Annotated in this window: 18 protein-coding genes; 14 read left to right on the forward strand and 4 right to left on the reverse strand. The window is 44.9% G+C overall.

Going from position 1 to position 18316, the window contains the following annotated elements; all coding sequences use genetic code 11:
- Positions 1-7: 7 nt before the first annotated feature.
- The 14 genes from DWW23_RS21180 to DWW23_RS21245 all read left to right on the forward strand — a co-directional run bounded on the left by DWW23_RS21180 (position 8) and on the right by DWW23_RS21245 (position 12469).
- Positions 8-1135, forward strand: a complete 1128-nt coding sequence (locus tag DWW23_RS21180; RefSeq protein WP_233564415.1) for an imelysin family protein — start codon at positions 8-10, stop codon at positions 1133-1135.
- Positions 1136-1173: 38 nt separating this feature from the next.
- On the forward strand, positions 1174-2631 hold the full coding sequence (locus tag DWW23_RS21185) for a di-heme oxidoredictase family protein (protein WP_122355907.1): 1458 nt from the start codon (positions 1174-1176) through the stop codon (positions 2629-2631).
- Positions 2632-2678: 47 nt separating this feature from the next.
- On the forward strand, positions 2679-3917 hold the full coding sequence (locus DWW23_RS21190) for a porin (RefSeq protein ID WP_122355909.1): 1239 nt from the start codon (positions 2679-2681) through the stop codon (positions 3915-3917).
- Between the two features lie 10 nt (positions 3918-3927).
- Positions 3928-4653 (forward strand): hypothetical protein, encoded by a 726-nt coding sequence (locus DWW23_RS21195; RefSeq protein ID WP_122355911.1) that lies wholly within the window; start codon positions 3928-3930, stop codon positions 4651-4653.
- A 5-nt stretch (positions 4654-4658) separates the two neighbouring features.
- The gene (locus DWW23_RS21200; protein WP_122355913.1) at positions 4659-5810 is read left to right on the forward strand and encodes a Rid family hydrolase; all 1152 of its coding nucleotides are present in this window, start codon (positions 4659-4661) and stop codon (positions 5808-5810) included.
- A 24-nt stretch (positions 5811-5834) separates the two neighbouring features.
- On the forward strand, positions 5835-6527 hold the full coding sequence (locus tag DWW23_RS21205; protein WP_122355915.1) for a hemerythrin domain-containing protein: 693 nt from the start codon (positions 5835-5837) through the stop codon (positions 6525-6527).
- 10 nt (positions 6528-6537) lie between these two features.
- A complete protein-coding gene (locus tag DWW23_RS21210; protein ID WP_122355917.1) occupies positions 6538-7146 on the forward strand; it encodes a response regulator transcription factor in 609 nt (202 codons plus the stop codon).
- A gap of 95 nt (positions 7147-7241) precedes the next feature.
- Entirely contained in the window at positions 7242-8387 is a 1146-nt protein-coding gene (locus DWW23_RS21215) for a Rid family hydrolase (RefSeq protein WP_122355919.1), read from the forward strand.
- Positions 8388-8435: 48 nt separating this feature from the next.
- Positions 8436-8702 (forward strand): hypothetical protein, encoded by a 267-nt coding sequence (locus DWW23_RS21220; protein ID WP_122355921.1) that lies wholly within the window; start codon positions 8436-8438, stop codon positions 8700-8702.
- Positions 8681-8923 carry a hypothetical protein gene (locus DWW23_RS21225; RefSeq protein ID WP_233564416.1) on the forward strand — a complete coding sequence of 81 codons (243 nt, stop codon included), beginning with the start codon at positions 8681-8683 and terminating at the stop codon, positions 8921-8923. The genes DWW23_RS21220 and DWW23_RS21225 overlap by 22 nt, the downstream gene beginning before the upstream one ends.
- A gap of 83 nt (positions 8924-9006) precedes the next feature.
- Positions 9007-9699, forward strand: a complete 693-nt coding sequence (locus DWW23_RS21230; protein WP_122355923.1) for a hemerythrin domain-containing protein — start codon at positions 9007-9009, stop codon at positions 9697-9699.
- A gap of 6 nt (positions 9700-9705) precedes the next feature.
- Positions 9706-10311 (forward strand): response regulator transcription factor, encoded by a 606-nt coding sequence (locus tag DWW23_RS21235; protein ID WP_122355925.1) that lies wholly within the window; start codon positions 9706-9708, stop codon positions 10309-10311.
- A gap of 127 nt (positions 10312-10438) precedes the next feature.
- On the forward strand, positions 10439-11005 hold the full coding sequence (locus DWW23_RS21240) for a DUF3575 domain-containing protein (RefSeq protein WP_122355927.1): 567 nt from the start codon (positions 10439-10441) through the stop codon (positions 11003-11005).
- Between the two features lie 15 nt (positions 11006-11020).
- Positions 11021-12469, forward strand: coding sequence for a DUF3868 domain-containing protein (locus tag DWW23_RS21245; RefSeq protein WP_122355929.1), 1449 nt, complete (start codon positions 11021-11023; stop codon positions 12467-12469).
- A gap of 205 nt (positions 12470-12674) precedes the next feature.
- On the opposite strand, the gene DWW23_RS21250 is transcribed toward DWW23_RS21245, so the two are convergent.
- From DWW23_RS21250 to DWW23_RS21265, 4 genes are all read right to left on the reverse strand, one after another.
- Positions 12675-13742, reverse strand: a complete 1068-nt coding sequence (locus DWW23_RS21250; RefSeq protein ID WP_122355931.1) for a nitronate monooxygenase family protein — start codon at positions 13740-13742, stop codon at positions 12675-12677.
- Between the two features lie 154 nt (positions 13743-13896).
- Positions 13897-14715 (reverse strand): phosphate ABC transporter substrate-binding protein, encoded by an 819-nt coding sequence (locus DWW23_RS21255; protein WP_122355933.1) that lies wholly within the window; start codon positions 14713-14715, stop codon positions 13897-13899.
- A 160-nt stretch (positions 14716-14875) separates the two neighbouring features.
- Positions 14876-16162, reverse strand: a complete 1287-nt coding sequence (locus tag DWW23_RS21260; RefSeq protein WP_122355987.1) for a hypothetical protein — start codon at positions 16160-16162, stop codon at positions 14876-14878.
- Positions 16163-16290: 128 nt separating this feature from the next.
- Positions 16291-18210 carry a beta-N-acetylhexosaminidase gene (locus DWW23_RS21265; protein ID WP_122355935.1) on the reverse strand — a complete coding sequence of 640 codons (1920 nt, stop codon included), beginning with the start codon at positions 18208-18210 and terminating at the stop codon, positions 16291-16293.
- Between the last annotated feature and the right edge of the window lie 106 nt (positions 18211-18316).

Raw genomic sequence — 18316 nt, forward strand, 5'->3', positions numbered from 1 at the left:
AAATTATATGGAAATGAAAAAGCAAAATCTTTTTGCCATGTTGTTTTTAAGCATGGGTATGTTTCTCACAACAGCTTGCAGTGATGACGAATCAGACAAAGAAGATGATGGTGACAAAAAAGTCACAGCAGAAATGCTGGATAAAGTTATTGTCACTTATGTAGACAAAACAGTTATTCCTACTTATGCTTTGATGGATGAAAAAGTTGAAGCACTGGACAATGCCGTAAAAACATTCATAGCCAGTGGAAACCAAAATGATCTGGATGCAGCTTGTGATGCATGGAGAGCAGCACGCAAACCTTGGGAAGAAAGCGAAGCATTCTTATACGGTCCTGCTGATTACGAAAATTTAGACCCCAGTTTGGATAGTTGGCCTTTACAGAAAGATGATATTGACCAGATCCTGGCAACACAAGATTTTTCGAGTTTAGATGATGATACAGAAGATGCACAGGGGGTCAGAGGTTATCACACATTAGAATATCTGTTATTCAATGACGGTAAACCTAAAGTAGCAACAACAGTTACAGCCAATGAAAAAGGATATATGCAGCGCGTTTCAGCTCGTTTGCTAAAAGATGCACAACGTCTGCATAAAGCATGGTCAGAAGGTCTAGGAACAACAGAAGTGCCAACAGCTTTCGGACAAGAAATGAAAGATCACAATGGTCGTTTATCCAGTGCCGCTCATGTTGTTAGTACAATCATCGACGACGGTATAAAAAATATTGCAGATGAAGTCGGTAGCCAGAAAATAGCAAATCCATACAACTATTGGAAATCCGGAGAAAAAGAACAAGCCGTTTTAGAAGTTGAATCTTGGTACAGCTGGAATTCTTTGGTAGACTATGAAGATAATATCATCAGTATTGAAAACTCATATTTTGGTGGACGTGAAGGAAGCCGTGATGAAGCAACCAGTATGTCAGCTCTTGTCAAGTCTGTGGATGAAAGTCTGGATAGCCGGGTTAGAGAACAACTGACCGCAACACGAAAAGCTATCAGAAATATCCCTGCTCCATTCCGCAGTAATCTGGGTGCTACCACTGAAATCGAAGCAGCAATGAAAGCTTGCAGCGAGTTGTCAAATATTTTCACAGAAGTAGCTAATGCATTAGAAGTTAACAACTAACAAAAGCTAATCAAGGTAAATATAAAACAAATAACGATATGCGCGTATCTTACCGAAAATTACATTCAGATCGGGGATTCGTTAGATACAAAGTCCTTTATGGACTTTGTATCTTTGCGTTACTGAATGGCGCGACTTCTTGCGAAGACGGATTAGACGATACTGAGATCAGAAAACCTAACGGGAAACTTGCAAAACAAGAGGAGTTGTCTGCGGGAATTTCAACCCTTTTTAATTCCGGACCTAAAGCATATGATCAGGCAGCCGACTGGGTTACAGGAGAATATGATACTCGATTCAATTTAGGAGACAATTTATACGATCGTTCCCGGGGTACAGGTGAAGGAGTAGGAAATGGATTAGGTCCTGTTTATGCCGGTTATTCTTGTGGTAGTTGTCACAAAAATGCAGGACGGACCAAACCATCCCTTTATACAGACGGAGGATCCGGCACTTACGGATTTTCATCCATGCTAGTATATATTACCCGTAAAAACGGAGGGTTCTATCCACAATATGGACGTGTTCTGCACGATCAAGCCATCTATGGAGTAAAACCTGAAGGAAAGCTTAAAGTAACTTTTACAGAAGATGAGTTTGAATTTCCCGATGGAGAAAAATATCGTTTACAAACTCCACACTATAACATTACAGACTGGTATGCAGACAGTATAGCTCCATCCGATCTACGTATCACCGTAAGACAGCCGCTTCGCCATGTAGGTATGGGGCAAATGATGGCATTAGATCTCGATGAATTACAAGAGCTTGCCAACAGAAGTAATTATCCAGAGTATGGCATCAGTGGACGTCTGAACTGGATTACTGAACGGGGAGTTTATCAGATTGGCGTTTCTGGTAATAAAGCACAACATGCTGACCTAACAGTAGAACTTGGCTTTTCTTCTGATTTAGGAGTAACTAATGATCGGTATCCAGAAGAAGTATGTGAAGGACAAACTCAAATGATGGGTTTCTCTCAATATGGTGTAGATATATCAACGGAAGATATGGAAAATGTGGATCTTTATATGCAGGCATTAGGAGTTCCTGCACGACGAAATATCGATGATCCGACTGTTCTTTTGGGTGAAGAGAAATTTTATGAAGCTAAATGCCACTTATGCCATACAGTTACTTTGCATACCCGTCCACGTGGTACAATATTGTTGAATGGGACACAATTACCCTGGTTAGGGAGCCAGGTTATCCATCCCTATTCAGACTTCCTGCTACATGACATGGGGCCAGGGTTAGATGACAACTATCCTAGTGGTTTAGCACAAGGTTGTGAATGGCGTACAACTCCGCTTTGGGGAATTGGATTACAGTCCATTGTCAACGGGCATACTTATTATTTACATGACGGACGAGCACGTAATTTGACAGAAGCAATTATGTGGCATGATGGCGAAGGTGCAGCCTCACGAATACTTTATTCACGAATGAGTAAAGAGGAGAGAGACGCTCTTATCAAATTCATCAATTCACTTTAATTCAGTTATTATATCGACAAAAGATTTACTTTATAAAAAAACAGAGAATGGAACTATCATATAAATCAATCGCAACAGCCCTGCTCATCTTGGCTGGAACAACTGCGTCACTAAAAGCACAAGATATACAAATAGATGACAAATACGTTGAGAATGATGTTGTATCCTTAGCAGGAAAAAAAGGATTCTCTTTCAGCACAAAAGCCGGGGATTTCTTATTTAAGCCGTATGCTTTAGTACAAGCTTCAGGGACTTTCAATTATTATGACGGGCCGGGGTTAGAAACTCCCTATGCCGATAATATAGCCAACTCCGGATTTGCTATACCTAATGCAATTTTAGGTTTCACAGGAAAAGCTTTTGGTAAAGTAACATTCAACCTCTCTATCAATGCTGCCAAAAGTGGTGGAGCCCTATTACAGCAGGCATGGTTCGATGTTGCTTTAAAAGAATCATTCCGTATCCGTGTCGGTAAATTTAAAACACCGTTTAGCCATGGTTATTTGACAACGCTCGGGGAAACTTTATTCCCTGTATTACCGACTTCCCTGAATACAGCAGTTTCATTACCATACTCTTTAAACTCTGTAAATCCTGTGTTTGCCACCGGTTTTGACTTAGGTATACAATTTCATGGGCTTGTCAACGGCAAATGGAATTATCAAGTAGGTATTTTCAATGGCACAGGGATCAATGTCAATACAGCAACAAAGACAATGAGTGACGATCATAAATGGCTTCCTTCTCTTCTTTATTCCGGACGTATCGCCTATATGCCCAAAGGAGTCATGCCCTCTACACAAGGAGATCCGGAAAATCTGAATGATGATAAAATAAGTATAGCCCTTGCTACGTCTTACAATGTAGAAGCAGAAAATGAAAGTAGCAATGATCTTCGTTTAGGTGTAGAGTTTTCCTGGATCAAAAACAGATTCTACTTTGCTGCAGAAGGTTATTATTTGAATATGAAATTTACCAAACGCCAAATGATATCTAAAGCATATAACTTTTGGGGAGCTTATGCACAGGCTGGTTATTTCATAACAGATAAATTACAAGGGGCACTACGCTATGACCTGTTTGACCGTAATGGAGCAGATATGGGAGGTTTACTAAATATGCCGGCAATCGGAGCTAATTACTATTTCTTCAATTCGAACCTGAAACTTCAAGTAATGTATCAGTTTATGGGACGTACCGGACATGCATCTCAAATCGATCGTGATGACGATGGAGTTGGCATGCCTATGCATTCAGCAACTGCGATGTTGCAATATACATTCTAAATATACAATAATGAATATTGATAATATGGAATATTTCATACGAAATTCTATTTTCTCCTTATTATTAACAAGTTGTTTGTTAAGCTGTGATGACGGGAAAATATATCCGAAAGAAACAGAAGAAGTCAGTGGAGGTAAAGCAACCATTAATGTTCGCTTTACCGGGCAAGAGGCCTGGCCATCTGAATATATGTTACTTTTTGCAGCTTTTGGAGATGATGAAGAAATGCCCGTTGTATCAAAAATAATCTCCAGGCCCAGCTCTGAGGATGAAGAAGTTTCTGTAACATTAAATGGATTGGATGAACGCACAAAAAGAATAACTGTAACGGTTGCCAACAAAGGACGACAGCCTTTATATCACTTTTATTCATATCCACTGAAAAATACAACAGAAGAAACAATTCTTCCTGTTGAAACAATAAATCTGGCGACATATGATCGTATACAACACCAGGTATACAACAATTATTGTATCGCCTGTCATGGAGCAGGAGATTATGCAGCTGCAAATCTTTATTTGACAGAGAATAAAAGTTATGAAGCAACAGTTAACGTTCCGGCTCCATTGTCATCAACAGGCAAAATGTTGGTAAAGCCCGGATTGTCATCTCAAAGCTTTCTTGTTGATATTCTAACAAATGATATTGTAAACTATAATCACACTGACGTTCTTCCGGAAGATGAACTAATCACCCTCATCAAAACATGGATCAACGATGGTGCCCAAAAATAAAGTTAATGACATTCAAAACAAAAACATACGAACAAGACTTCATTCACGCTCAAATTTGTTCTTTTGAAGGCAAGGGAGGGGTGACGGAATATCATATACTATTTTCCGTTACCAACCCTTCGCTGCCTTTTACCAAACAATTGGATAAATTAGAAAAAGCATACGAAACAGTAACAAAAGAAGAAGCCGGTAAAGCCGTAGCCGTATTCCGGCGGTATTTCCTGAGCGATGCGGCAAATCAAACGGAACTGCTGATGGAACGGGAATGTGAAAACCCGTTCTGTGCATTATCGATCGTACAACAAGCTCCGCTAAACGGTACTAAAATAGCCTTATGGGTTTATTTACAAACCGATATGACTACGGAGACTTACAATTCCGGTATGTTTGAGGCTTCTCATAATAAGTATCGCCATCTGTGGACCGGCGGTGCATACAACAAGGCTGCCACATCCGAATATCAGACGCGTCTGTTACTGAACGATTATGTACTGCAACTGACCGAACAACATTGTACGCTGGCAGCCGACTGTATCCGGACCTGGTTTTTCGTACAGAATGTAGATGTAAACTACGCCGGTGTCGTAAAAGCCCGCAAAGAGGTTTTCATCACACAGAATCTGACGGAGAAAACGCACTACATAACCAGTACCGGGATAGAAGGACGCCATGCCGATCCGGAGGTATTGGTACAAATGGATGCCTATACGGTAGACGGCCTGCAACCGGAACAGATACAGTTCCTCTATGCCCCTACCCATTTGAACCCGACTTATGAATACGGTGTCACCTTTGAACGGGGCACAGCCGTTTCGTACGGTGACAGGAAACAGATATTCTTGTCGGGAACAGCCAGTATCGATAACCGGGGGGAGATCGTCCATCCCGGAGATATTTTGAAACAGACTGAACGGATGATGGAGAATATCAGCGTCCTGCTGCAGGAGGCCGGAGCTTCCGTTGCCGATATCATGCAGGCTATCGTCTATCTTCGCGACCCGGCAGATTACGAGGAAGTAAACCGTTATATCCGCACCCATCACCCGGATATGCCGCACCTGATCGTACTGGCACCGGTATGTCGTCCGGGATGGCTGATCGAAACGGAATGTATTGCCGTTATTCCGGCAGACTTTCCGCAATACCCCTGTTTATAAATAAAACACCATAAATACAACAACATGTATAAACAAGGAAAATACAAAGAGACAGATAAAATGAGCGACTTGATTTGCGAGAACTATCCCATGGTTCTCGTAATGAGCCGCTTCGGTATCGACCTGGGATTCGGGGAGAAAAACATCGGGGATGTATGCCGACAGAACGAAGTGGATTGCTGCACGTTCCTTACCGTTGTCAATTTCCTTTCGGAAGAAAATTCAGGTACGATTAACGAGATCAACAATTGCCTTTCCCTACGGTCGCTGATCACTTATCTGCATAATGCGCACGATTATTTCCTGAACTTTCGGTTGCCGCACATCCGCCGTAAACTGACGGAAGCGATCACCGGATGCCCGGGCGATATCGCCTTCGCTATCACTAAATTCTTCGACGACTATGTCTACGAGGTCCATAAACATATGTCGTATGAAGAAAAGATCGTCTTCCCTTATGTACGCAACCTGCAAGACGGAGTGAAAGATTCCAAATACAATATCAGTATCTTTCGCAAGCGGCACGACCAGATAGAGATGAAGATCGTCGAACTCAAGAATATCCTGCTCAAATACTATCCCGGACCCGACAATTATCTGCTGAACAGTGTCCTGTTCGATATCTTTGCCACCGAACAGGATCTGGCTTCTCATAACCGGGTAGAAGATTTCCTCTTCGTTCCCGCCGTACTAGCAATTGAAAAAACAATCAAATGACCGTTGCTTTATGAGCACTAACTTTAAAATAGCTGTTGCAGAACCATCTTCCATTATTCGTTGCGGGCTGATCACCATCCTGAAACGGCTGCCTGGACTGCATATCCAGTTGACGGAAATCGCTACCGCAGAATGTCTGGTGGAAAGTCTACGCATGCACCGGCCGGAAGTACTGATCATTAACCCTTCACTTCCCGGCTATTTCGGAATACAGCACCTGAAAGAAGAATGTGGTTGCCCTGAAATGAAATGTATCGCGATTGCCTGCATGGCTACCGACCACGCCATGTTTCGTCCTTATGACGACCTGATCAATATTTATGACAGCCCCGATGAACTGAAACATAAGCTGGAGCGGCTGAATGCGGAAGAAGTCACTCCCGAACCCGAAGAGGAAGAACAACAGACTCTCAGCGCCCGGGAAAAAGAGATCGTCGTCTGTGTCGTAAAGGGTATGACCAACCGGGAAATAGCCGACCGTTTGTACCTTTCCACCCATACCGTGATCACCCACCGCCGGAACATCGCCAGAAAACTACAGGTGCATAGTGCCAGCGGTCTGACTGTATATGCCATCGTAAACAAACTGGTCGAATTGAACGATATCAAAAAGACCTGACAAGTCAGTTTTATTTTCTTTTCACATTCCAAAATTTGGCTTCAGACTGATATACTGTATCTTTGGGAAAGAAACAATAATAGATATCAGCTACCATGGAGTTAACAACAAAACAATACGATAAAACAGAGGTACAGATCACTTCATTCGAAACCAAAAAGGGAATTACGGAATATCATGTCATCTTCCAGCAAACAGATTATATGGAAGATTATCCCACCCAGTTACAGAACCTACAGCAGGCATATAAACAATGTGTCGAAGAACTTCCGGGAAATCCGACTGCCGTATTCCGCCGCTACTTCCTGAGTGACGTAACCAACCAGACTGCTTTGTTAATGGAAAAGGACCGTTCCAACCCGTATTGTGCTTTATCCATCGTACAGCAAGCTCCCATGAACGGGACAAAGATCGCTCTCTGGGTGTGGCTCCAGACCGGAGTTCAGACACAAGTACTCCCCAGTAATCTGTTCGAAGCACGTCACGGCAGTTACCGCCAATTGTTCGGTGCCAACCTCTGCAACCGTGCTGCCAATTCGGAATATCAGACACGGCTTATCTTCCGCGATTATATCATGCAACTGACAGCAGCCAACTGCACGCTGGCCAATAACTGTATACGTACCTGGATATTCGTACAGAATGTCGACGTGAACTATCCGGGGGTAGTCAAAGCCCGCAAGGAGGTTTTCGCCACGCAGAACCTGACAGAAAACACCCATTTCATAGCCAGTACCGGTATCGAAGGCCGTTATCAGGATACAAATGTGTTCGTTACCATGGATACGTATGCTGTTTCGGGTATCGGACGGGAACAGATCCAATATCTGTATGCTCCCGACCATCTGAGCCGGACTTATGAATACGGAGTAACCTTTGAAAGAGGTGTTGCCATCACATACGGTGACCGCCGTCATGTTTTCGTATCCGGTACGGCGAGTATCGACAGATATGGCGAGATCGTTCATCCGGGCGATGTGATCAGGCAATCGGAGCGTATGATCGAAAATATCACCGCCCTCCTCAATGAAGCCGGTGCCGACCTGAACGATATCATGCAAGCCATCGTCTATATACGCGATACCGGCGACTTCGCCCGTGTGCAACAGTATATGGAAACCCAACATCCGAATATGCCTTACCTCATCGTCCGGGCTCCGGTATGCCGCCCGGGTTGGTTAGTCGAAATCGAATGTATAGCCGTCATAGCCGTAGATGAACCGGAATATGCTCCGTTATAATCGATTATTATGCTTACATTTGTAGCAACACTTTAAAACAAAAGCCTTATGACATTCTTACAACGCAAACAGAAACTGATAGACCGCCTGGAAGAGACCTTCGACGAGGATATCCTCGACAGGATTGAAGAAATCTTCAACGAACAGGATGGCGTTAAAGCAGAAAGTCCCTATGTTGAAGACGGTGTTCTCCATTTCTCCCCCGAACTGAAAGGAAGAATAGACTTGGCATTAGAACAGATGCGGAGCGGGCAGACTTATACGGAAGAGGAAATGGATCAATTCTTTGACGAATGGCTAGGAAAAGAAGAGTAAAATGGACAGAATACCCCCATATCCGTCATGCCCTCGTTATAGACGACTATTCCGTATTCTACCACCACAGCGACGAACAGATTACCGTTCTTGTCCTGTGGGATAACCGTCGTAATCCGGCACGTCTGGCCTATACGTTACGCAATCAGGACCCAAAATATCTGAACGAACCGATGGCTCCATATGGAGAACAAACAGACCCAACAAACGTGAAAGATTAATAACAAGCCAAGAGGTTCCCTAAAAAAGAAGTATCTTTGAACAGTCAAACACCAAAACAAAAAAGAAAGGACGATTATAGCTTATGTATAAAAATGGGAAATACCGGGAAACCGACAAAATGAGTGATCTTATATGCGAGAACTATCCGATGGTGCTCGTGATGAGTCGTTTTGGCATTGCCCTGGGCTTCGGTGAAAAGAACATCGGAGAAGTATGCCGTCAGAATGGTGTCGATGCCTGTACTTTTCTCACAGTCGTCAACTTCCTGACACAAGATGTATCCGCCCCGGTTATGAACGTGGACAAATGCCTGTCCATCGAGGCGCTGATCACTTATCTCCATAATGCACACGATTACTTCCTCAATTTCCGGCTGCCGCATCTGCGCAGAAAGCTGCTGGAATCGATCGGCGAATGTCCGCAGGACGTAGCCTTTGTCATCCAGCGTTTCTTCGATGAATATGCCGAAGAGGTAAATAAACATATGTCATACGAAGAGAAAGTCGTTTTCCCGTATGTCCGCGATCTGTTGAAAGGAGTAAAAGATCCGAAATATAATATTTCTATTTTCCGCAAACGGCATGACCAGATAGAAATGAAGATTGTCGAACTGAAGAACATCCTGATCAAATATTACCCCGGTCCCGGAAGTAACCTGCTGAACAGTGTCCTCTTCGATATCTTCGCCACGGAACAAGACCTGGCTTCCCACAACCATGTAGAAGACTACCTCTTCATGCCTGCAATACTTGCATTAGAAAAAACAATTAAATAACAACCTATGAGTGCTTATTTGAAGATCGTTATTGCTGAACCTTCCGCTATTATCCGCAGCGGGTTGGAAACAATGTTGAAGCACCTGCCAGGTCTCCGCATCCAGATCTCAGAAATAGCAACCATCGAATCGCTTACAGAAGATCTCCGGACACACCAACCGGATATCCTTATCATCAACCCTTCTATCCCGGGTTATTTCACGATCCCTCACTTAAAAGAGATGACCGGATGCCCGGATATGAAGTGTTTCGCCCTGCTTTATACACTCACGGACCATTCCCTCACCCGTTATTACGACGATCAGATCAGCATCTTCGACAGTGCCGACGAGTTGAAGCATAAACTGGAGCGCCTGCACGCGAAGAAAGAAGAAGGTAATGACGCAGACGAACAACAAACTTTGAGTACGCGCGAGAAAGAGATCGTCGTCTGTGTAGTCAAAGGTATGACCAACCGCGAGATAGCCGACCGCCTGTTCCTCTCCACCCACACCGTCATCACACACCGGAGGAACATCGCCCGCAAACTACAGGTACACAGTGCCAGTGCCCTTACGGTCTATGCCATAGTGAACAAGCTCGTAGAACTTAGTGACATCAAAAAGGCCTGACTTGGAGAGGCTTCGGCGTGCCCCTTAATAATTAACGCTAACATTTCACCCTTTTTTTATAACAACCACGAACATTCACGTCTCTACTTATGTTACATTCATGAGTATCACTAATAATGAATATCATATGAAGAGATTCTTTTTAATAGGAGCAACGTTATTATTCTCATTGTATGCAAGTGCACAGCATGTTGCGTTAAAGAACAATATCGTCTACGATGCCACCGCCACTCCCAACTTAGGTCTGGAAGTAGGATTGGGGAAGAAGGTTACGATGGACCTTTCTGCGGGTTATAACCCATTCGAGTTTAACAACGACAAACAGTTCAAGCATTGGCTTGCCCATGCCGGCGTTCGTTTCTGGACTTGCGAGAAGTTCAACGGTACGTTCATCGGAGTCCATGCCCTGGGCGGGCAGTACGACGTAGCCGGATTCAAGTTGCCGTTCGATATGTTCAAGAAACTGGAAAACCATCGCTACGATGGTTATATGTATGGTGGAGGCGTCAGTATCGGTCATCAATGGATATTGAGCAAACGCTGGGGACTCGAAGCCGAGATCGGTGCAGGCTACGCCCGTATGCATTACGACGAATACGCCAAAGGCAAAGATATGCCGAAACTTCGTACAGGCAACCACAACTACTGGGGTGTGACGAAAGCGTCTATCTCTTTTATCTATTTTATCCACTAAAATCAAGCAAGCAAAATGAAGAAGTTATTCTATATAGCAACCGTTTTATTATGCTCCGCCTATGGGAGCATGCAGGCACAGACTGTTAGCCCCGACGGTATAGCATACAGCGACCTGCAAGTAAAAAAAGAGGGTAGCCAGGTTGTATTATCGACAACCGCCAACCTCACCAACATGAACCTGAAATCGCAGAACATGGTTATCATCACTCCGGTTCTTCAATCGGCCGACAAGGCCAATACTATCAAGTTCGATCCGTTCGTCGTAACCGGCAAGAAACGTATGAAAGCGCTCGACCGCGAAATGGGCTTCGGCGCCGAACCGTTCGCACAGACACCGACCGTCATCTTCCGTCACAAGAAAAACCAGGCGGAGTCTATTCCGATGACACTCTCCGTACCATACGAGAGCTGGATGCGTAACGCCTCACTGGTAATGCAGGCGAATACGACCGGATGTGCCTCATGTGATGTAGCCAGCAACATCACTCCGCTGTCGTCACGTATATTGCCGCCCGTGGTTGCACCGACTTACGAACTGAGCTATGTAACTCCTCCGGCAGAACCGGTAAAACAACGTAGCGAAACCCATTCGGCTTATCTGAACTTCGAAGTAGGCAAGTCTGTCCTGTTGCATGACTTCAAGAATAACGCTGCCGAACTGAAAGACGTCAACAAGATCGTGAATGAAGTACGTAATGACAAGAACCTGAAGTTCACCGAGTTCAACATCACCGGTTATGCATCTCCTGAAGGTGGTTACGAGTATAATATGAAATTGTCGGAAAGCCGTGCCAAAGCTTTTGCCACTTATATGAAAGATAAGGAAGATATGGCTGCTTCACTGATGAAAGTCAATTGGGAAGGTGAAGACTGGATCGGTCTGCGCAACGCAGTCAAAGCATCCAACCTGTCCAATCGCGATGAAATCCTCAAAGTGCTGGAAATCTCCGATATCAACAAACGTAAAGCACAACTGAAAGCGCTGAACGGTGGTAAGACATATCGCATGTTGCTGGACGATTATTATCCTGCCCTGCGTCGTATCGACTATACACTGGCTTATATTGCCCGCCCGTTCGATGTGAACGAAGCCAAACAGGTAATCAAAACGAAACCTCAGTATCTGAGCCTGAACGAAATGTTCGTGGTAGCCAACACCTATCCGAAGGAAAGTGCTGAATTCAAAGAAGTATTCGATATTGCCGTACGTCTCTACCCGACCGATCCGGTTGCACAACAGAACACGGCTGCTCTCGAAATAGAACGCGGAGCTACCGACGCTGGCATCGAACGTCTGCAGAAGATCAACACGCCGGAAGCATGGAACAACCTCGGTGTTGCCTATGCGAAAAAGAAAGAGTATCAGAAAGCGCTCGAGTATTTCAGCAAAGCAGCTAATGCAGGTGTTGCAGCCGCAGTACAGAATAAGGAAGGATTAAGTAAATGGTTGGATGAGCAATAATCACTGCTTGCCGACAGGACAGGTAAGTCATGCTTAGTAGCACTATTAACGTACACGTAGTAACACTACTTACCTACATACAGCAGCACTGGCATGCTACATACGGTAACACTACTAAGACAGGACAAGATCCTGAATAATAATAATAAAACCCCGATAAGCATTATGCCTACCGGGGTTTTGTATTCATATAAGTAGATAAAAATCATTCTTTCGACTTCCACTCGCTGATCAGTTCATTGATCGTTTCCTTCACCGACATGATACGGCTGGTCTTCCAGGCATTACTTCCGGCAAAAGCATAACCGTTTTCAAAGTTTCCTTTGAAAGCATTATACAACGCCGTAACGATGCAATAAGGACTTTTCGAGATATCGCACGTCTTGATGCAGTTGAAAGGACATGCCTTCGGTTGCTTGATGCCTGCCTTCACCTTCTCGAGGAAGTTACAATGGATCGCACGCCCCGGCATTCCGACAGGGCTCTTGATGATCTCGATGTCTTTCTCTTCCGCTTTGATGTAGCTCTCTTTGAAAGCATCAGAAGCGTCGCACTCGGTGGTGGTGACAAAACGGGTTCCTAATTGAACGCCTGATGCTCCAAGGTCCATCATGCGTTTGATATCTTCACCCGTATAAATGCCTCCTGCTGCAATTACCGGGATACTCTTGTGATATTTCTCTTCAAAGAGAGAAACTTCGTGTACTACCTGCGGCAGTAACTCTTCCAGTGAGAAATGTTCGTCTTCAAGCTGGTTTTCCTTGTAACCAAGGTGACCGCCTGCTTTCGGGCCTTCCAACACGACAGCATCGGGAAGATAGTCGTAGTTGTTTTTCCACTTCTCGCAGATGATGCGTACGGCACGTGCACTCGATACGATAGGCACTAGCTTCGTTACGCTGTCTTTCTTCAGGAAAGACGGTAAGTCGAGAGGCAGACCTGCACCACTGAAGATAATATCGACCTTTTCGGCGATACTTGTCTTCACCAGTTCAGCGAAGTCAGACAATGCGACCATCACGTTTACACCGATGATACCTTTGGCCTTTTCACGGGCTTTACGTATCTCTTCAGCCAGGCCTAAGTTGCCAGCTTCAGTGTAATTGGGAGATAATTTCTTATATAAAAGTCCGAGACCGGCGGCGGAGATAACGCCAATCCCACCTTCATTTGCTACGGCCGAGGCTAAGCCGGATAGAGATATACCTACGCCCATCCCACCCTGGATAATTGGGAAACGGGGTTTGAGATCTCCGATTGTTAATGTCTTCATGTAAGTTTATATAGTTTATAAATACGCAGCAAAGGTAGCACAATAAACCAAATGATGTGCAAAAAGGACCAATATTATTGCACAGGTATATCTTTTTTGTGCAATAACATCGGCCCTTCAGATTAAAACTAAAGCAAAACCTTTAAAGACTAAACTATTTAACCGGGATATAACCCACTTTCTTCACAATTTCTTGTCCCTCAGCAGACAACACATAATCGATGAAAGGCTTTACGCGGCCTTCACTTTTCACTTCGTAATAGTAGAACAACGGACGAACGATCGGATAGGTCTTGTTCTTTGCATTCGCAAAAGAAGGTTCTACATAATTCTTCCCGGCATCGTAAGAGACATGAAGCGGTTTTACGTCCTTATTGACATATGCCAGTCCGACGTAACCGATAGCACCTTTTGTCTGGCTCACCGACTGGATAATAGCTCCGGTAGCGGGCATACTCAGGATACCGTTCATATAGTTCTTGTTCTTCAATACACTTTCCTTGAAAAACTCATAGGTACCGGAAGATGTTTCACGTGAATAAGCCACGATCTTCATGTCGGCTCCGCCTACTTCTTTCCAGTTCTTGATCTTCCCGGTAAAGATACCTTCCAGTTGTTCGCGGGTCAGGTTATCTACTTTATTGGACGGATGGACAACCACTGCCAGGGCATCATAGGCAATCACCACTTCCTTTGCGTTCTTCTTTGCTTCCTGCAGACGGACCTTTTCATCGAATTTCATCTTACGGGAAGACATGGCGATATCAGTCGTACCTTCCATCAGGGCAGAAATACCGACACCCGAACCGCCACCTGTAACCGTTACTTTCGTTCCTTTATTCTTATTCATAAAGTTCTCGGCTTCCGTCTGGCTGACCGGTAAGCAGGTATCGCTACCTTTGATCTTCTGTGCAAATACGTTTGTTGTAAATAAACCGATGGCCATAGCGGCCAAAAGAATCGTCTTTTTCATTACTCTTTATTGAATTAATTTTCTTACTGCAAAGTAAGTACAGGCGTATTTCAACGGCATGAAACAGGTGTTACATTTCTATGAAGAATAAACCTGTAATCAGGCATGCCTTATTTGTAACTGAAGCTTATGCCCGGACAGGCTCCCATTCCGACTTGTTTTAGAATTTATACTGTAAACGGACGGTCAGGACATTGTCCTTGCGGTCTTTTTCGTATCCTTTTACGAAGTCGCTCTTTTCATTGAAGTTGAATTCATAGTAAGCCTGTACACGGATATGTTTATTAAAACGATAGAGAGCGCCGACACCGAACGTACTTTGTGCCAGGTCGGTTTTAGAGGTATTGGAACCATCCAAACCGATCTCATTCCCTTTCAACTTGGTATTCGGATCATATACATCATACTTAAATACGGCTGAGAACGGGGAAGTTCCGATATCCTGTACCAGGTAGAAGAAATAGCCGATGAACGGACGTTTGAACAAGGCATTCTCCGGCAGGTTTTCAGGGCGCGTACCGGTATTCGGGCTTTTACTGCTGGAAGCAATCCCAGGCTGCGTACCCAACAGGCCTTCAGCGCGTAATGTTGTTGTTCCCCATGAACTCAGAAAACTCAACTGCGCATCCAGACCGAGATATTCACGCTTCATATACGTACCCGTTTCATCTTTATCTATTTTGACGAAACGTTTATCCTTCATTTCGTAAGCTTCCGTTGTCGGATTGTAAACGCCGCCATTATAATAAGAGAAACCCGCTCCCCATTTACCCCAGTTTCCGATTTCTTTCTCGGCTCCCAGACGTCCGATGAAATCTTTACGGCTGTCGGTTTCGCGATTGATACTGTTACCGGCAAACAATCCGGCGTCCAGACGAAGGAAACCCAAAGGACTTTCTTTCTTCGCACGCAGCGTTAACATGGCCCCCAGGTCGCGTTCATCCGGGAAAAAATACTGGATGATCGTAGCACGTTCGGGCGACTCCAGGCCACTGGTCGAATAACCGATCTCGTAACCGAAAGGACGGTTGAAAACACCTGCCATCAGCTGGCTTCGCTTCGTCCAGGGATCCTTAATTCCGATATACAGATCGCGGAAACTGACACCTTTATCGTTAGCTTCGATCTGTACGGCTCCGGTACCGATACCGTCGTTATATTCAAACTTCAGTCGTCCGCGACGAATGCCGATGCGGTTAAAACCTTTATCTTCGTGTTCGTTCTTATCGCCGACCTTCAGGGTAGCATCTTCCTGTCCATACTGGTATTGCCCCTGGATATAAGCAGAGACTTTGAACTTACTCAGTCCCTTTACGATCTTATCCAGTGTTGCTGTTTCTTCCGCAAGCGAATCGATGCGGGCATCTAATTGTTCCGTGTTTTGAGCTTCCGCGAAAAAGGGAAGCAGCGCCAACAGGAGGAGCGCCATTACATTTGTTATCTTCATTCCTGAGTTGGTTGGTGCAGTGAAAAATGTATTACAATGCTGTTTCCGGCTGCAAAGAAACAGCATTGCTATTTCACATGTATTGCATCCTTATTACAAATACGTTACAAGCGTTTCGTCCATCAGGATCAGCTTACATCCAGGTTACCGTGGGTGGTACGTTTGTCCTTTTCGGCACGTTTGGCAAGCTCTTTTACAGTCAGGGTAATGACTTTTCCGACTGGTTTACCGTCGCGGTAAGTTACGATACGGAGCCATGTTGCATTCTTTGGAATACTAAGCGGTTCCGAGTATTTCGGAGTGTGGCGGTCGGGATCGGTATTGTCGAATGTGTAATAAATATCCGTTCCGTCGATCTCGCTACCCAGCTCCACTTTCAAGACATCGTCCTGCAGGTACGGGCTGACAATTGCATTATACATACTACGGGCGTAATTAATGTCTGCCTGGTCGGCACGTACGAAATGTTTCTCTACACGAGGCCAGAATCCGTTCCAGTCGCTCTTAGCCGGTCCGCTCCATAACACCTCGGCCAATGCCCAGCCACGCGGCCACGTCATATATTCAGCATGACGGAAAGTCGGAACCGATTCAGCCCACAGATTTCCCTGTCCGCCCAGCACCATTTCGGCAGGTACACCTTCCGGTACGGGATTGAAACTATAGGAGTCTTTCAGACGGCACATGGAATAGGTATCCGGTTCTACGGAAGGTTCACCCTGCCACAGGTCGATATAACAATGGTTTGTCGGTGTCATGATCACATGATGTCCCGCCTGGGCTGCCTTGATGCCGCCTTCCATACCACGCCAGCTCATTACATTGGCATCCGGGGCAAGACCGCCTTCCAGAATCTCATCCCAGCCGACCAGCTTTTTGCCTTTCTCTTTCAGCATATCTCCCATCCGGTGGATGAAATAGCTTTGTAATTCTTCTTCATTCTTCAGGTTCTCTGCTTTCATACGAGCCTGACAACGGGGACATTTATGCCAGAAGCCTTTGAAGCATTCGTCGCCGCCAATATGGATATATTCATCCGGGAAAAGGGCAGCCACTTCCGTCAGCACTTTATCCATGAATTCAAAAGTAGATTCTTTTCCTATACAAAGCGTGTTTTCGTCTTCTCCGTAAAATTTATTCCCGACATTCACTGCATCCGGCGCTTTCATACAAGCGAGTTCCGGATAAGCCACCAGCGCAGCAACACCATGCCCCGGTACATCTATCTCAGGAATAACGCGAACAAACCGTTTAGCAGCATAAGCCAACACTTCCTTCACATCTTCCTGGGTATAGAAACCGCCGTAAGTAGCTTCTTCTCCCGGTTGCTGGCGTTCGCGTTGCCACCACTGTCCGACACGCGGAGCACGCCAGGCACCTACCTCTGTCAGTTTCGGCAAAGATTTTATTTCCAGACGCCATCCCTGGTCATCCGTCAGATGCCAATGGAAGACATTCATTTTGTATTCTGCCAATTCGTCGATATATTTCATCACTTCCTCTTTAGTAAACCAATGACGACTTACGTCGAGCATCAGGCCACGCCAGGGGAACTGCGGTTTGTCCGTGATATCGACACAGGGGATCGTCCATTTCTTATCTGTCGGCTGTTCGGTTGTGCTCTTGATCTCAGCCGGAAGCATCTGCAACAAGGTCTGCACACCGTAGAAGATACCCGCAGGTTTATTGGCAGTCAGGATAATATCGCCGTGTTTCACTTTCAGGTGGTATCCTTCATCACCCAATGCCGTATCGTCGGTCAGCTTGAATTCGATCTTCCCATGTTTCTCTACAGGGAGAGTGAAGCCGGTAGCCGGAGCTATCTTTTCATTAAAATACTGCGCAATACCCTTCAGATCTTCGTTCGAAGTATCCAACGTGATTGAAGCTCTGCGTGTAAGTGTAAAACAATCCGAACCGACAGTCATTTCCTGCGGCACGGGGATCAAGGCGAGTTCTTTGTCCGCTGTCGCACAGGTCTTGTCGGCACAAGACGTAGAGGTAAACAACAAAGCGGCTGTAGCAAAACTTAGCAGTGTTCTTTTCATTATTTTTTGTTTATGTTAGAAATTCTGCACGAAGATAACAATTCATTGATAAACAGAAAAGTCTCCCCGGTAAATTACCGAAGAGACTCTCTTCTTATTGTTTCTC

The organism is Parabacteroides sp. AF14-59 (genome assembly GCF_003479515.1).
In the GTDB taxonomy this organism is placed as follows: domain Bacteria; phylum Bacteroidota; class Bacteroidia; order Bacteroidales; family Tannerellaceae; genus Parabacteroides; species Parabacteroides faecis.

What these genes read in the sequence shown, in the direction of transcription:
- DWW23_RS21180 (WP_233564415.1), top strand. Translation starts at nt 8, where the DNA reads ATGGAAATGAAAAAGCAAAATCTTTTTGCCATGTTGTTTTTAAGCATG.
- DWW23_RS21185 (WP_122355907.1), top strand. Translation starts at nt 1,174, where the DNA reads ATGCGCGTATCTTACCGAAAATTACATTCAGATCGGGGATTCGTTAGA.
- DWW23_RS21190 (WP_122355909.1), top strand. Translation starts at nt 2,679, where the DNA reads ATGGAACTATCATATAAATCAATCGCAACAGCCCTGCTCATCTTGGCT.
- DWW23_RS21195 (WP_122355911.1), top strand. Translation starts at nt 3,928, where the DNA reads ATGAATATTGATAATATGGAATATTTCATACGAAATTCTATTTTCTCC.
- DWW23_RS21200 (WP_122355913.1), top strand. Translation starts at nt 4,659, where the DNA reads ATGACATTCAAAACAAAAACATACGAACAAGACTTCATTCACGCTCAA.
- DWW23_RS21205 (WP_122355915.1), top strand. Translation starts at nt 5,835, where the DNA reads ATGTATAAACAAGGAAAATACAAAGAGACAGATAAAATGAGCGACTTG.
- DWW23_RS21210 (WP_122355917.1), top strand. Translation starts at nt 6,538, where the DNA reads ATGAGCACTAACTTTAAAATAGCTGTTGCAGAACCATCTTCCATTATT.
- DWW23_RS21215 (WP_122355919.1), top strand. Translation starts at nt 7,242, where the DNA reads ATGGAGTTAACAACAAAACAATACGATAAAACAGAGGTACAGATCACT.
- DWW23_RS21220 (WP_122355921.1), top strand. Translation starts at nt 8,436, where the DNA reads ATGACATTCTTACAACGCAAACAGAAACTGATAGACCGCCTGGAAGAG.
- DWW23_RS21225 (WP_233564416.1), top strand. Translation starts at nt 8,681, where the DNA reads ATGGCTAGGAAAAGAAGAGTAAAATGGACAGAATACCCCCATATCCGT.
- DWW23_RS21230 (WP_122355923.1), top strand. Translation starts at nt 9,007, where the DNA reads ATGTATAAAAATGGGAAATACCGGGAAACCGACAAAATGAGTGATCTT.
- DWW23_RS21235 (WP_122355925.1), top strand. Translation starts at nt 9,706, where the DNA reads ATGAGTGCTTATTTGAAGATCGTTATTGCTGAACCTTCCGCTATTATC.
- DWW23_RS21240 (WP_122355927.1), top strand. Translation starts at nt 10,439, where the DNA reads ATGAAGAGATTCTTTTTAATAGGAGCAACGTTATTATTCTCATTGTAT.
- DWW23_RS21245 (WP_122355929.1), top strand. Translation starts at nt 11,021, where the DNA reads ATGAAGAAGTTATTCTATATAGCAACCGTTTTATTATGCTCCGCCTAT.
- DWW23_RS21250 (WP_122355931.1), bottom strand. Translation starts at nt 13,742, where the DNA reads ATGAAGACATTAACAATCGGAGATCTCAAACCCCGTTTCCCAATTATC.
- DWW23_RS21255 (WP_122355933.1), bottom strand. Translation starts at nt 14,715, where the DNA reads ATGAAAAAGACGATTCTTTTGGCCGCTATGGCCATCGGTTTATTTACA.
- DWW23_RS21260 (WP_122355987.1), bottom strand. Translation starts at nt 16,162, where the DNA reads ATGAAGATAACAAATGTAATGGCGCTCCTCCTGTTGGCGCTGCTTCCC.
- DWW23_RS21265 (WP_122355935.1), bottom strand. Translation starts at nt 18,210, where the DNA reads ATGAAAAGAACACTGCTAAGTTTTGCTACAGCCGCTTTGTTGTTTACC.